This window comes from Maricaulis sp. (assembly GCF_030149515.1).
GTDB lineage: Bacteria > Pseudomonadota > Alphaproteobacteria > Caulobacterales > Maricaulaceae > Maricaulis.
Genome location: NZ_JASBRI010000014.1, coordinates 23,394 through 38,170, shown reverse-complemented (window position 1 = coordinate 38,170; position 14,777 = coordinate 23,394). Strand labels below are relative to the sequence as shown.

The window sequence follows — 14,777 nt, the reverse complement described above, 5'->3', positions numbered from 1 at the left end:
CCCTATTCCGCTGGCTGAGACCTGCCCCGACCGCCGGGAAGGGTGCCGAACAGGCGCTCACGTGCATCGCCCAGGCGGGACGGTACGCCGAGCATGACCGGGGTCAGAACCAGGGTCAGCAAGGTGGAAAAGCCCAGCCCCCAGACCACTGCCGAAGACAATTGTACCCACCATTCCGAAGCCGGCCCCCCGATCGACAACACGCCATGGGCGAAATCGGCATTGATCTGGAACACCATCGGCAGCAGGCCGAATATGGTTGTGATCGTCGTCAGCATCACGGGCCGCAGGCGCTGGGCGGCCGTACGTACGATGGCGTCGTCGACCGGCATGCCCAGCCCCCGAAGTCGCTGGAACGTATCGATCAGCACGATGTTGTTGTTCACCACAATGCCGGCCAGCGTCACGATCCCGGTGCCCAGGAACAGGATGGAGATATAGGGGAAGGTCAGCATCACGCCCAACAGCACGCCGACGACCGACAGCACCACGGCCTGCAGGGTGAGAAGGACGTGCCAGAAATTATTGAACTGCCACAACAGGATGACGGCCATCATGAACAGCGAGGCAAGCATTGCGCCCACGAAGAAGGCGCCGGCCTCGGCGTTTTCTTCGTCGGCGCCGAGATAGTCGATGTCGACAGAACGCGCGATCGCGCCGGACGCCGCCTGCTCGTCGATCCACTCGCGCAGTTCCGCCAGCAGGATGTTGCCGGCATAGCCTTCCGCGGCATTGGCCCGCACCATCAGGACCCGTTTGCCGTCGCGGCGATTGATTGAATCTACCCGCTGCCGGGCCTCCCGTGTCACGAAATTCGAAATCGGTACGGCGCCGTTCGGTGTGTTCACCCGCAGATCGTCCAGACGGGAAATGTCGCGGTCGGCATCGGGAAAGCGCACCCGGATATCGACTTCCTCGTCGGCATCGTCGGGGCGGTAGCGGCCGACCAGCGTCCCTGTCGTGACCAGTTGCACGGCCGCGCCGACCTGGGCGACATCGGCGCCGAAGCGTCCGGCTTCCTCCCGGTCCACATCCAGCCGCCATTCCACGCCCGGCAGGGGCAGGGTGTCCTCGATATCGGTCGTGCCTTCCATCGCGTCGACACGGGACCGGACGAGGCGGGCAGCCTGTTCGAGCGCAGCAGCATCGTCGGAGCGCAACTCGACCTGGATGTCCTTGCCCACGGGCGGTCCCTGCTGGAATGGGCGGACTTCGACGATGACGCCGGGAATGCCGGTCATGGCCTCGCGAATCCGCCGTTCGATGAGGCGGCCATTGGGCCGCTGTCCGAAGGGTTCGAATTCGACGAAGATGCGGGCCACGCTGTCGGCCGGCGCCGAACCGGTCCCGTCGAAGGGCGTGCGCCCCGGCGGCTCGCCGGCGACCGTGTAATAGCCCTTGATACCCTCGATGCCGTCCAGGCGCCGCTCCGCCTCCAGGGCCAGCTCGTACTGTTCGGCCGGAGAGAGATTGCCGCGGGCGCGGACAAAGACATAGAGCTGTTCCGGTTCGGCATCGAGGAAAAATTCGGTGCGCATGGTGGAGGCCACGGCGCCGAAGGCCACGACGACCGAGGCCACGACGGCCAGCGCGCCCAGCGCGACAAGACCGGGACGTTTCACCAACCGGCCGATCATCCGGGCATAGGCGCCGGTCAGGCCCGGCAGGTCGGCCGGCTCGGCGGCCTCTGTGGCGTTGAGATGGGCAATCGCTGAGTCCGTGTCGGCGACGCCGCCCTTGCGGCCCAGCACCGAGCCCAGCGTCGGCAGGAAGATCAGGGCCATGACCAGGGCCGAGCTCAAGACGAAGATCAGGGTGAGCGGCAGGAAGGCCATGTACTGGCCCGGAATGGAGTTCCAGAACAGGAAGGGCACGAAGGCCGCGAGCGTCGTGGCGGTCGAGGAGACGATCGGCCAGAACATGCGCTTGCCGGCGCTGGCATAGGCTTGGCGCCGCGTCTCTCCTTCGGCCAGCTTGCGATCGGCGTATTCCACCACCACGATCGCCCCGTCGACCAGCAGGCCCACGGCCAGCACCATGGCGAACATCACCATGAAATTCACCGTCAGCCCGTAAATACTCAGGAGCAGGAAGGAGAACAGGAAGCTCGAGGGGATCGCGAGACCGACCAGAAGGGCCGAGCGCAGGCCCAGGGCCGCCACGACCAGGATCAACACCAGCACGATGGCCAGCATGATGGAGGAGGTCAGGCTCTGCAGGCTGTCGCGCACATAGGTCGACAGGTCGAGGCTGAAGTCGTAGCGCACGGTCTCCGGCCAGTTCTCGGCGACCTCGGCGGTAAGCGCGCGTACGGCGGCACTGGTATCCATGATGTTTTCGCCGGACCGGCGCACCACCTGCAGTGTGAAGGCGGGAGACCCGTTATAGCGCGAGAAACTGTCGGCATCCTTGAAGGTCCGGCGCACCGTGGCAACGTCCTGCAAGGTAACGACGGTGTCGCCCGAGCGGGTCAGCGGCAGACCCAGCGCATCCTCGGCATTCTCGAACAGGCCGGGCACCTTGACCTGGAAACGGGCTTCGCCACTGTCCAGCGAGCCGGCGGCGATCAGCTGGTTGTTGGACTGAACGGCGTTGAACAGCTGGTTGTAGGTGACACCATAGGTTTCGAGCAGGGCGGGATCGATGACGATTTCCAGCACTTCCTCGCGAATGCCCTGAACGTCTACCTGCAGGATTTGCGGCAGCGTCTCGATCTCGTCTTCGAGATCGCGGGCAATCCGGTAGAGCGTGCGTTCCGGGGCTTCGCCATAGACCTGGACCGCGATTGTCGGAGCCAGGGCCGAATTGAATTCCTGGATCACCGGTTCACGCACATCCTCGGGATATTCCCGCCGGGCCATGTCGACGGCCTCGCGGACATCCTGCACGGATTCGTCGGCGTCGAAGGGCACGCCGAATTCCGCGATCATCGTGCCGGCGCCCAGGGCGGCCGTCCCGTTGAGTTCCTCCAGCCCTTCGATCGAGCGCATTTCGGTTTCCGTCGGACGCACGATCAGGCGCTCGGCATCCTCCGGCGAAATCCCGTCCAGCGGCACCACGACGATGACAAAGGGGAAGGGGATGTCGGGATCGGCCTCGCGGGGCAGGGTCAGAAAGGACATCAGGCCCGCCGCCAGGGCGCACACGAAAATCGCCAGGATCATGCGGGCCCGGCCGATGGCAAAATCGACGACACCCGTCACCGGGCACCTCCCTCCCGCGCGACCCGGACCTCGACACCGTCGGCCACGAATTCCTGGCCCAGCACGATCACCTCGGCCCGGCGGGGCAATCCGCCGACCCAGACCTGTTCGCCGTCATCGCTCAACAGTTCGATGCGGACAAAACGGACACGATTGCCGTCTTCCACAATGCGCACGCCCAGTTCGCCGTCGGAATCGAGCGCGAGAATGGAGGCGGGGATGCGGTGTGCCGGCTCCTCGGGCAGGTCCAGCCGGATCTCCGCCGTCACGCCGGCGCGGATCTCGAAATCGGGATTGGGCGCTTCCAGTTCGACGCGGAAGGTGCGGGTGGCCGGATCTGCACGGCGTTCGACGAAGCGGATCGCGCCTTCGACCGCTTGCCCGGTGACCAGGCGCACACGGCCGGGCATGCCGGGTTCGAGATCGGCGACATCGCGTTCGGCGACTTCGGCAGAGATCAGGATCGGGTCGAGTTCGACAACCGTGCCGCAGGGATCGCCGGCGCGCAGGAAGTCGCCGACTTCGGCATTGCGGCCATCGAATATCCCGTCGAAGGGTGCGCGCAGATTGACATTCGCCAGCTCCTCGCGGGCAGCCTGCAGGCGTGCCCGGGCCGCATCGCGCGCGGCTTCCGCGGCAGCGACCTGGTTGGCCGAGCGGTGGCCGCGATTGGCGAGTTCGGCGGCCGCATCATAGTCCAGCTGGCGGGAGCGAAGGTCGGCTTCGGCCTGTTCCACGGCCGCGGCGCGGGCGTCGATGTCGAGCCGGCAGAGAATGTCGCCGGCGCTGACGGGCGAACCTTCCTGCAGCGGCGCCTGAGCGACGCGGCCGCCCGTCTCGGCACGGACGACCACTTCACGGAAGGCTTCCGTCCGGCCGCGCAGCGACAGGATGGCCGGTCGCGGCTGGGCGTCGATGGTCCGCGTGACCACCTCGAACAGGCGGTGCTCGGACGGTGCCGCCTCGTGCGAATTGGCCGGACCGCTGTTCAGCAGCGTTCCGACGGTGAACAGGAGAACGACGGCGAGGAAGATGACGAGAGCGGCGATGTAGGACTTGTTCAGGGTCATGGCCGACACGGATGGCTTGGCTCCGGCCCGTGCGTATCGGAGCCGCAAACACTGTTTACTGACACCTTGATAACCCCCATCGAGTCGCGTGGCGAGGACTTTCACGGCGGCCGGGGACCCTGGCGCCCGGATCAGACGGCCCGGCCGGCACTCCACCCTGACGACCAGGCCCATTGAAAGTTGTATCCGCCAAGCCAACCCGTCACGTCAACAACCTCGCCGACAAAAAACAGGCCGGGCACTCCGCGCGCCTGCATGGTGCGGCTGTCGAGCCCGCCCGTATCGACACCGCCCAGCGTCACCTCTGCCGTACGATAGCCTTCCGATCCGGTCGGGCGCACCGTCCAGTTTTCGAGCATGCCCGCAAAATGTTGCAGGCGCTTGTCCGACTGATCGGCGAGATTGCCGGAAAGGCCGCCTTCCTCGTCCAGCATCTGGGCCAGGCGTTTGGGCAGATGATCGGCCAGCACCGTGGAAATGGCCCGGCGGCCATTGGCCGCGCGCTCGTCCCGCAGGGTCTCGTACCAGTCGAGATCGGGGCGGAAGCGAACCGAGACGTCGTCTCCCTCGCGCCAGTAGGACGATATCTGCAAAACGGCCGGCCCGCTGAGACCGCGATGGGTGAATAACAGCGCCTCGTCGAAGGCCGCACGATCCCGGCTGACCCGTACATCGGCAGCGACACCGGCGAGCGGCTTGAGCCGGGCCAGCATGTCCGGATCGAAGGTCAGCGGCACCAGGGCCGGACGGGTTTCGGTGACGGCGAGACCGTAGTGGCGGGCCATATCATAGCCGAAACCGGTGGCTCCCATTTTCGGGATGGACTTGCCGCCCGAGGCGACGACCAGGGACTGGCAGGCCATCTCGTCACCATCGCTCAGGACCAGTTCGAATCCGTCGGACGTGCGCTCGTGGCGGGTGACGGATGTGCCCAGTTTCAGCTCCACCCCGGCCCTGCGCATGTCGGCCAGCAGGGCCTCGATGATCTGTGTTGCCGGCCCGTCGCAGAACAGCTGGCCCAGCGCTTTTTCGTGCCAGGCGATCCCGTGCGCGTCGACCCACGCGATGAAATCCCATTGCGTGTAGCGTTTGAGCGCCGACTTCATGAAGTGCGGATTGGCCGACAGGAAATTGTCCGGGCCGGCATGAAGATTAGTGAAATTGCAGCGGCCGCCGCCGGAAATCCGGATCTTTTCGCCCGGCTTGCGGGCATGCTCGATCACGGTGACCGAACGGCCGCGGCGTCCGGCCTCAATGGCGCACATCATGCCCGCCGCTCCGGCACCGATGATGACGACATCGCAATGGATCATGGCTAGCGCGGACTGTCCGTCACCCGGTCGAGCCAGCCGGCAAAATCCGCCATCGCCTTGTCGCGCCCGGCCTCATTGACGGTTTCGTGCCGGAAACCCTCGATAATCTCGCAGGTCACGTCGACGAACCCGGCACGGCCCAGCCGGCCGGCCAGCTTGCGTACCGCCTTGCCGCCATCCGTGGCCGGGTCGAGCGATCCGCCGACGAGGTGGAAGGGCAGGTCGCGGCGGACCCGTTCCAGATTGCCGTTGTCTTCGGCGAACGCCACCCCGTCCAGGAAATCCCGCCACAGTGACACGCTGGACGGCCAGCCGCACAACTCGTCCGCGACATAGGCGTCGACTTCCGCCGTGTCCGAGGTCAGCCAGTCGGCGTCGGTCCGGCCTTCCGGGAAACGCTTGTTCCAGGCCTTGAAGGTGAGCCGGTCGAGTGTGTGGCTGGGCGTGTAGGGGCCGCCGAAAAAGGCCTCGCACCACAGGACGAAGCGCATCACGCTCTTCAGCCCGCCCAGTGCCATATTGCCGTTCCAGATAGCGGCCGCGTCGACACTCCCGGGCGCGCGCAGCACATGATTGAAGGCGATCACCGATCCCATGGAGTGCCCGAACACGATCAGCGGCAGGCCCGGCCAGCGGCGCCGCAGTTCGGCCTGAACCGCGGCGACATCGCCCATCACCTTGTCCCAGCCGTCGCGGTCGGCGAAGCGGCGCGGCGCGCCGTCCCCGGCGGTGGTAAGCCCGTGGCCGCGATGATCGTGGGCGCCGACATGATAGCCGCGCCGGGCCAGGAAATCCGCGAACCGGGCATAGCGGCCGGCGCGTTCGGCGAGACCGTGATTGATGTGCACGATGCCGCGCGGCGCGCTCTCGGCCTCGCACGTATGGAGGGCGAGGACAGCACCGGTCGGGCTGTTCAGGCTTTCATGCGGAAACTGGTCGGCGCTCATGCCCGCTCCTTTTCGTCCGGGGCAAAGCCTAGCGTGTTTTGTCCAATTGCGTCATGGCTGTAGTCATAAGAGCAATCAATACGGGGGAGGGCGGCATGTTCGGCAAGAAGACCGCGATCCTGGCGATCGACCAGGGCACCACGAGTTCGCGCGCTGTCGTGTTCACGCCGGGCTATGACGTCGTGGCCGCGGCCCAGCGCGAATTTCAGCAGATCTATCCCCATCCCGGCTGGGTGGAACACGATCCCGAGGTGATCTGGGCTACGGTCCGCGCCACGGCACGCGAAGCGCTCGCGGCGGCGGAAAAGAAGGGCTATCGCGCCGAGGCGGCAGGCATCACCAATCAGCGCGAAACGACCCTCCTGTGGGACCGCAGCACGGGCGAGCCTGTCCACAATGCCATCGTCTGGCAGGACCGGCGTACCGCCGATGTCTGCGCGCGCCTGCGTGAAGCCGGGCATGCGCGAGACGTGCAGGACAAGACGGGCCTGGTGCTCGACCCCTATTTCTCCGCTACCAAGATCGCCTGGATCCTGGATCATGTGGAGGGCGCACGGGCGCGGGCGGAGGCGGGGGAGCTGGCCTTCGGCACCATCGACACCTGGCTGATCTGGCGGCTTACCGGCGGAAAGGTGCATGCCACCGACGCGACCAATGCCAGCCGTACGGCCCTCTACGATATCCGCCGCAATAAATGGGATGCGGACCTTGCAGCCCTGTTCGGCGTCCCCGTTTCGCTATTGCCCGAGGTGCGCGATTGTGCCGGCGATTTCGGCATGGCCGGCCAGGCACTGGGCCGGGATATCCCGATCACGGGCGTGGCCGGCGACCAGCAGTCGGCCGCCATCGGCCAGGCCTGCCTGGCACCCGGCGAGATGAAGTCGACCTATGGCACGGGCGCCTTTCTGCTGATCAATACCGGAGCCGAACCGGTCGTCTCCGCCAACCGGCTTCTGACCACGATCGCCAGTCGTATCGCCGGCGAAACGATCTATGCGCTGGAAGGCTCTATCCTGTCGGCCGGGGCCACGGTGCAATGGCTGCGCGACGGGCTGGGCCTGATCGCCCGGGCCTCGGAGATCGAGGCGCTGGCCGCCTCTGCCGACCCGGACAGCGGCGTCTATCTGGTACCGGCCTTTACCGGGCTGGGCGCGCCTTACTGGGATGCCGAGGCACGTGGCGCGATTGTCGGCCTGACCCGCGGTTCCGGCCGGGCCGAGATCGCGCGGGCGGCTCTCGACTCCACGGCGCACCAGACCTGCGATCTGCTGGATGCCATGGCGGCCGACGGGGTGGAGGCGAAAACCCTGCGCGTCGATGGTGGCATGGCGGCCAACGACGCCTTGCTGCAACGCCTGTCCGATCTCACCGGGATCGAAGTGGTGCGGCCGGTCCGGTCCGAAGCGACGGCCTGGGGCGCAGCCTTTCTGGCCGGTCTGGGCGCCGGGCTTTATCCGGCGCTTGAAGCCGGCCGGGAGCTCTGGCGCCAGGACCGCGCCTTCACGCCGGCCTGCGAGGCCGGGAGGCGCAGGGCGGACCGGGCCGGCTGGAAGGCCGCGGTCGCGCGTGTGCGTTCCACGGGCACCTAAGCCGCCAGAGCCCGGTCGAGATCGGCGATGAGATCGCCTGCGCCTTCTAGGCCCACCGACAGCCGGATCAGCGTGTCCGGCACGCCCGCTTCCGCGCGCGCGCTGGGCGACATCGAGGCATGGGTCATCAGGGCGGGGATGCAGACGAGGCTTTCCACCCCGCCCAGAGACTGGGCGAGGGTGAAGACTTCCAGACGGGAAACGACATCGCGTGCACTGGGTGCCGTATCGGCCAGTTGCAGCGAGATCAGCTGGCCGAACCCGTCCTGCTGGCGTGCCGCGATTTCGTGACCGGGATGGGAGGCCAGGCCGGGATAGTCGACATCGGTGATGCGCCGGTCCTGTGACAGCCAGTCGGCCACCGCCTGGGCGCTTTCGCATTGCGCCTTCGCCCGCAGGGGCAGGGTGCGCAGGCCCCGCAGGGCGAGATAGCTGTCGAAGGCGCCGGCCCCCACACCAACGCAATTGGCCCACCAGGCCAGACGTTCGGCGCGCGCGGGATCGGCACAGCAGACCACACCGCCGACCATGTCGGAATGGCCGTTGATGAGCTTGGTAATGGACTGAACGGAATAGTCCGCCCCCCAGTCCAGGGGGCGCTGCAGGACCGGCGACATCACCGTATTGTCGACGGCCAGTTCGGTCCCCGCATCGCGGGCCAGGCGGACCAGCGCTTTCAGATCGGAAATGCGCAGGCGCGGATTGGACGGGGTCTCCGCGATTATGAGGGATGCATCGTCATTGAGGGCATTGGCAACCGCGCCGGTATCGGATGTATCGACATAGACCGGCACCAGCCGTCCGGCCGACGCGCGGGCGTCCAGAAGGCGCCGCGTACCGCCATAGGCGTCGTGGGAGCAGATCACCCGCGCGCCGAAGGGCAGATCGTGCAGCAGGAGATCGATGGCCGACATGCCCGATCCGGTCACCACTGCCCCGGCGGCGTTTTCCAGTTCGGCGATGGCATCGGCCAGGAGCGTGCGGCCGGGATGGGCGGTCCGGGCATAGTCATAGGCGGGCTGAATGGCCGGATCCTCGCGGCGATAGGCCGTCGACAGCGAGAGCGGCGGAATGACGGCATTCCAGCTCCGATCGGTGTTCAGGCCCGCCCGGATGGCCTTGGTACGGTGATTGTCGGTCATTTCAGTCCTCGAGGAACTTCATCAGTGTCTCCGACACGATAGCCTCTTCCTTCAGGAAGGCATCGTGTCCGAAACGGGAGCGAAGTGTTTTCAGCGTGCCCATGGGTGTTGCTGCGGCAGCCTCGGCCATTTGAGACAGCGGGACCAGCCGGTCTTCCTCGACGGCGAGATAGGTCACCGGACACCTGATTTTCGAGACATCGACGCAGTGCGCATCCATCGAGTGCGACAGGGCCAGAAAGCGTTCCGGTGTCACGGTCTCGGCATAGTCGCGGCCGCGGGCTTTCAGATAGGCCGCCACGCCGGACGCGTCGCGGCAATCGGGAGCGGGATCGTAGAAGCGCGCCTCGATTTCCTCGGGTGTGCGATAGGTGGTCATGGCCAGACGGCGGGCGAGGTCGAGACCGGCCTTGCCGTCGCCCAGGCGCAGGGCGAGTTCCACGGTGTCGCGCTGGATCGAGCGCCAGGCCTGGGCCATGGCGCAGGCGCGGTGGGCGCCGGAAATGGCGAGCACTTTTCCGATCCGGTCCGGGGCCAGCACCGCCAGCGCCAGGGCAATCATGGCGCCATAGGACGAACCCGCAATGTCGAACCGGCCGATGCCGGCGGCGTCGGCCAGGGCAAGAATGGCGCGGGCCTGGTCCTGGGTGGAGGGGTGGGGGGCGAGTTCCTCGCCGATGAAGTCGAAGGAGAGAACACGATACCGGCCGGTATCGATGGCGCGGTCGGGTCCGGTCTGGCAGGACCACCAGCCGGTTTCGCTGTCACTGTCCGCAACGATGCGGCCCGAGGATATTCCGCCGAGCACGACGATGGCGGGCCCGTGACCGGGTCCGGTCACACGGCCTTTTACGCGCACCGGCGAGCCGGTCTCGGCAAGGGCGATGGTTGTGATGTCGCGACATCGGGTGGAAGGCAGGCATTCCAGGGTCACGGCCATTACACCTCTCCGGCCGCGATCAGATCGCGGATATCCGCCAGCACGGCACCGGCGGTCGGCTGTCTGCCGGCGCCCTTGCCGTGCAGCACGATTTTCAGCCCGCTCTCACAGACGATCTCCACCGAGTTCTCCTCGCCCTCCACTTTGGCCAGGGGATGGTCCTCCGGCAGTGCGAGCAGGCGTACGCGGGCATCGATCCCGTCCGCGGTCCGGCTCAGCTCCGCGACCTGGCGATAGCGCAACCCGTTTTCGCGGGCACCGCAGACCTGGCCCGGATCGAGTGCCAAAAGGCTTTCCGCCGGGATGCGGGCGGCGTCGGGCGCAATGGCGAAAGCCTTGCGGGCAATCAGGGCAAGCTTGGCCGCGGCGTCCAGACCGTCGATATCTGCTGCCGGGTCGGCCTCGGCGAAGCCGGCTGCCTGGGCGGCGGCGATCGCCTCGTCGAAACTGGTGCCGGTCTCAAGCAGGCCGAGGACGAAATTGGACGTGCCGTTGAGTACGCCGCGCACGCTGCCGATCTCCTCTCCGGCCGAGATCAGCCGGCTGATCGTTTCCAGCACCGGAACACCGCCGCCAACGGCTGCGGAATAGACAAAGCGCGTCCCCTTGGCGTGCGCTCTGGCCTCCAGGTCCGGACGGCGCGCAATGACGGCCTTGTTGGCCGAAATCACATGGATGCCGCGTTCCACGGCGAGGGTCAGGGCCTTTTCGGCGGCCGCGCAATCCGGCAGACCGTCGACGACGAGGTCGGGGCCGGTATCGAAGGCGTCGCGGATATCGGTCAGCCAGGCCGCCCGGCCGGCCTGGATATCGCGCGGGCGGCGCGTGACGATGGCCGATACCTCGACCGCGTCCGGCATCGAGTCCAGCCCTTCCAGAACGCCGGAATTCACCGTGCCGCAGCCCAGAAGCACAGCACGCAGGCGCGTGCGGGCAGGACGGACATTGCGTTTGGGAAGTTCGAAATCGAGGGCCGCGAGTGTCGACATGTCGTTTTCCATCTGACGCGGAAAAGGACGAACGCCGATCTGCGGAAACGAAGGGGGCGCGGAAAGTCGCTGTATTCCTTCGGTCGATCCGCTTTAGCCGTACTTATTCCGCGCCCGCAAGCTGAACATCAAATCGGCGCGCCTTCACGTATAAAGATATGTTTATATGTGTCAAGCGGTCCTTGCGCGGGCACCGGACCTACATGCCGTCGAACAGTTCGAACACGATATTGCGCCCGGCCTGACGGACCAGGCGGGTGTACTCGTCGGCATCGTGCGCAGTGAGCGTGGCGTGCAGAAAGCAGCTGCCGGCCTCGTCGCGGATCGGGATGTAAAGTGTGCTCCAGTGACCCGGCGGCTGGTTGCCGTCCTGCCAGTAGGCGGTCGCCGACAAGAGGCGGCCCTCTTCGAGACCGGCCGCGCAAACCGCGTCGATCTGGTCTTTCAGTGCGGCGAGAGCGGGAATATCGGCCAGCTCGGCCGGCTCGCCGGCGGCGCCGTCGCGCAGGCCCGCGCTGACGGCCTCCAGCGTGTAGCGGCCGGCTTCCGGTTCGGGCTGGACGATGAAACACCGGAACGGGCTGAAACGCACCGTCGCCACGAAATCGTCGAACGTGCTGCGCGTACGCGGGTCCCGGGAGAGCCGGAGGATCGCATCGGCGACCTGCGGGGCCGGTTCGGTAATGCCGGCTTCGAGGCGCGAGATATAGGTCTGGCTTACACCGACCAGTTCGGCCATCGCCCCCTGTTTCAATCGCAGGCGCAGGCGGAGTGCGCGAACGGTCTTGGCCCAATCCATATCGTCCGAATGCCCTGTCCCAGCTCCATCCGTGGGTTGTGTTCTATGGTCCCGTAATGGGACAAGGCACTCATAATTAATGAATTCCTGACTAAACGAATTCCGTCAGAAGCCCAGCGCATTGCCGACATATCCCGGCAGGTCGCTCAGCAGCTCGCCGAGCTCGCCGCGGGCCATCGCCGGCAACAAGATAGCTAGTATGACGCTGATAATCAGACCGATGAAGGCGCGGATGACGTCGGAGACGACATCCCACAGCGCGGCCATGCGCGAACGTAGGCCGGCAACGTAGGAAACGGCGATCTCGCGGCCGGCGAGCATGCCGAGGAAGACCCAGGTGGTGCTCATCGGGACATCGTTCACTTCCTTGAAGACGAACAGGATGATCCCGTAGATGAAGTCGACCAGCGTGGCGGCCCGCACATCGGTTGTGTTGGTCTTGGTGAGAACGATCTTCTGGATCTCGCCGCCACGCGTGGCGAAGATGATCGCGTGCAGCAGCAGCATGACCGCCGTCGCGAAGATAAGCAGCATCGGCGAGAACGTGACCTGCGTCTGCATCACGGCAACGCCGTCCTGCAGTACGGGCGCGCCATTCTCCATCACCGGGACCAGTTCGGTCGCGCGCGGCAGGAAGACGAAGATATTGGCCAGGTCCTGCATCAGCCACTGCGACCACAGGAAGGCTGTCGAACACCATTGCAGCACGAACCAGAGCGGTGTGTGCGGGAGGTCCTTGGTGCGGTCGATCCAGCGTTCGAAGGTGCGCGAAACGATGAGGTAGACGACGAATGCGGCGCCGATGGCGACGAGATAGCCCAGCGCCGATTTCGTCAGCATCTTCGGCAGCACGCCTTCGGTCTCCGCGCCTCCGGTGAGCGCAAAGATCGTCAGCACCAGGAAGGTGGTGGAAACCGGGACGCCGTACCGCGTCAGCACCAGCAGGAAGAGCGGTGGAATGGCGTGCCACCATTTTACCCCGCCTTCGGGGTAGGGCAGGGTGTTCAGCCGCCCGAAGGCAATGTCCTGTCCGCCGGCGTAGTAGCCCCACAGCATCACGGCGACAATGATCGAACAGGCGTAAAGCCACAGCACCCACCAGGGCCGTCTCGCATTCGAACTGAGGAAGGTTCCCAGCGTCTGGATCGCGTCGTTCGCAACGATGGAGTAGGACGCGATCAGGAACCCGACGATCGAGAACACCCAGGCCGCGAGAGTGATATCAGCCATGACGCAGACTACCTTGTCCTGTGGGAAGCGCGGGGGCAGGTAGCAAGTTCGCTGTTGCCGGATCAATCGGCAAAGCGCGGCGGGCTGAGAATTTCACAAAACTGTCGTGAAGGATCAGCGGTTTCCCGAACGTGCAGTGGCGTTACGCTGCCGCCTTTCCTTTCGCGTGCAGATGGGTTATATTTTATAACTCAAAGCCTGCCGCGGCTGGCGCCCCGTTCCAGACGGAGTTGCGCTGATGTCTCAGGTGTTTCCGACCGTTGAAGCGCGGACCATTCACTGGCCCTCGGTGATCCGCCACTACCGCCTGTCCAAAGGTCTCAAGCAGGCCGCGCTGGCGCATGATCTGGGGGTGACCCAGACCATGATCTCGCGCTGGGAATCCGGCGCTGCCGAGCCCAGTCACCGCATCCAGGAACGAGTCTTCGAGCTTTACTGGACCTCGCATGCCTCGGTTTCACGGGAGGCCTGGCTGGAGCGGATCGGACGGCATCCCTCGGTGGTCGGTGTGATCGACCCGGAAGGCCGGATCCAGCGGGCGAGCCGCGGGTTCCTGCGTGTTCTCAAATGCGAACGCCACGGTATCGAGGGCCGCTATCTCCACGAGGCCTTCCAGGGTGATCTGGTGGAGCTTTTCGATACCCTCACCGCGAGCGGCTTCTTCGGGGGCCGTGTGGCGTCGGCGGAAAGCATGGACCGCTGCGAATTCCTGGCGCCGGACGGTCAGATCCGGACCGTTCTCTGCCACGGTCTGCACCGGCCGACCTTCCTGCCAGGACCGCAGATCGTCTGGCTAATGTCGGGCGCCGAGGTGACGCAATCCGTCTACGACGATGTACGCCGGCGCCTGGGAAGCGCCCGCGTTGTCCGGAAGGCGATCTGAAATGCCCCGGCGCCCGCGCAAGGACACGCCCGACAACGAGCTGCTTCACGGCCAGTGGCGCGCCCGTCTGCGCCGTTACCGGTTTACGCGCAATATCAAGCAGGCCGCCCTGGCAGCCGATCTCGGCGTCACCCAGGCCATGGTGTCGCGCTGGGAGTCGGGCGTGGTCGATCCCAGCCCGGGGATGCAGCAGCGGATCATGGACTTGCTCCGGACCGACACGGTCGGCGCACCGCTGATCGACTGGCGCACCCATGCCGGCGAACAGCCCGGTCTCGCCGCCGTCATCAACCGCAGCGGCCTCATCGAAACCGCCAGCCAGGGCCTGGCCCGCCTGCTGGGCCGCGGCCGGAGCGAAATCGAGGGTGAACACGTCCAGGACGTGTTCACCGGTGACCTGCCCAGACTGTTCGGCCTTCTTTTGTCGGCCGGATTCTTTGACGAAGCGGTCGAAAGTGTTGAAAGTGCTGACAGGTACTGTTTTGTCGACAGGAACGGGCAGGTGGCCGGGTGCTGTGTACAGGGTCTGCACTGGCCACATCGGGGTGAAGACGGCGAAATCCGCTGGATGCTGTCCGGCGCCCGTATCGACGAGGCGGACTTTGAAGAATTGCGCCGGGCCATGCCCGGGCAGTTCGATTTGGTGACGGCCCGGTAGGGCTCTCGAGGGGG

At 65.9% G+C, this 14,777-nt stretch carries 12 protein-coding genes; 3 read left to right on the top strand and 9 right to left on the bottom strand.

Translation table 11 applies throughout. From position 1 onward, the window contains the following. Nucleotides 1-2 precede the first annotated feature (2 nt). The 4 genes from Q1U94_RS06435 to Q1U94_RS06420 form a co-directional block, all read right to left on the bottom strand. On the bottom strand, nucleotides 3-3,203 hold the full coding sequence (locus tag Q1U94_RS06435; protein ID WP_300542819.1) for an efflux RND transporter permease subunit: 3,201 nt from the start codon (nucleotides 3,201-3,203) through the stop codon (nucleotides 3-5). Beyond that, nucleotides 3,200-4,273 (bottom strand): efflux RND transporter periplasmic adaptor subunit, encoded by a 1,074-nt coding sequence (locus Q1U94_RS06430; protein WP_300542832.1) that lies wholly within the window; start codon nucleotides 4,271-4,273, stop codon nucleotides 3,200-3,202. Before Q1U94_RS06430 ends, Q1U94_RS06435 begins: the two co-directional genes overlap by 4 nt. A gap of 131 nt (nucleotides 4,274-4,404) precedes the next feature. Continuing rightward, nucleotides 4,405-5,586 (bottom strand): NAD(P)/FAD-dependent oxidoreductase, encoded by a 1,182-nt coding sequence (locus Q1U94_RS06425; RefSeq protein ID WP_300542817.1) that lies wholly within the window; start codon nucleotides 5,584-5,586, stop codon nucleotides 4,405-4,407. A gap of 2 nt (nucleotides 5,587-5,588) precedes the next feature. Then, nucleotides 5,589-6,533 carry an alpha/beta hydrolase gene (locus Q1U94_RS06420; RefSeq protein WP_300542816.1) on the bottom strand — a complete coding sequence of 315 codons (945 nt, stop codon included), beginning with the start codon at nucleotides 6,531-6,533 and terminating at the stop codon, nucleotides 5,589-5,591. 95 nt (nucleotides 6,534-6,628) lie between these two features. Between Q1U94_RS06420 and glpK the strand changes: the two genes are divergently transcribed. Next, nucleotides 6,629-8,122 (top strand): glycerol kinase GlpK, encoded by a 1,494-nt coding sequence (gene glpK, locus Q1U94_RS06415; protein WP_300542815.1) that lies wholly within the window; start codon nucleotides 6,629-6,631, stop codon nucleotides 8,120-8,122. Here the strand turns inward: glpK and Q1U94_RS06410 are convergent. The 5 genes from Q1U94_RS06410 to Q1U94_RS06390 form a co-directional block, all read right to left on the bottom strand. Then, nucleotides 8,119-9,264 carry a PLP-dependent transferase gene (locus Q1U94_RS06410; RefSeq protein WP_300542814.1) on the bottom strand — a complete coding sequence of 382 codons (1,146 nt, stop codon included), beginning with the start codon at nucleotides 9,262-9,264 and terminating at the stop codon, nucleotides 8,119-8,121. The two genes, glpK and Q1U94_RS06410, sit on opposite strands and share 4 nt — an antisense overlap. Nucleotide 9,265: 1 nt before the next feature. Further along, nucleotides 9,266-10,204 (bottom strand): homoserine O-succinyltransferase, encoded by a 939-nt coding sequence (locus tag Q1U94_RS06405; RefSeq protein ID WP_300542812.1) that lies wholly within the window; start codon nucleotides 10,202-10,204, stop codon nucleotides 9,266-9,268. Further along, complete coding sequence (locus tag Q1U94_RS06400) at nucleotides 10,204-11,193, bottom strand: homoserine dehydrogenase (protein WP_300542811.1); 990 nt, start codon at nucleotides 11,191-11,193, stop codon at nucleotides 10,204-10,206. Before Q1U94_RS06400 ends, Q1U94_RS06405 begins: the two co-directional genes overlap by 1 nt. 199 nt (nucleotides 11,194-11,392) lie before the next feature. Then, nucleotides 11,393-11,992: a helix-turn-helix transcriptional regulator gene (locus Q1U94_RS06395; protein ID WP_300542810.1), complete on the bottom strand. Its 600-nt coding sequence runs from the start codon at nucleotides 11,990-11,992 to the stop codon at nucleotides 11,393-11,395. Between the two features lie 105 nt (nucleotides 11,993-12,097). Beyond that, nucleotides 12,098-13,222 (bottom strand): hypothetical protein, encoded by a 1,125-nt coding sequence (locus Q1U94_RS06390; protein WP_300542808.1) that lies wholly within the window; start codon nucleotides 13,220-13,222, stop codon nucleotides 12,098-12,100. Nucleotides 13,223-13,460: 238 nt separating this feature from the next. On the opposite strand from Q1U94_RS06390, the gene Q1U94_RS06385 reads away from it, so the two are divergent. Further along, complete coding sequence (locus Q1U94_RS06385; protein WP_300542807.1) at nucleotides 13,461-14,105, top strand: helix-turn-helix domain-containing protein; 645 nt, start codon at nucleotides 13,461-13,463, stop codon at nucleotides 14,103-14,105. A gap of 1 nt (nucleotide 14,106) precedes the next feature. Next, the gene (locus Q1U94_RS06380; protein WP_300542806.1) at nucleotides 14,107-14,763 is read left to right on the top strand and encodes a helix-turn-helix transcriptional regulator; all 657 of its coding nucleotides are present in this window, start codon (nucleotides 14,107-14,109) and stop codon (nucleotides 14,761-14,763) included. Nucleotides 14,764-14,777 lie beyond the last annotated feature (14 nt).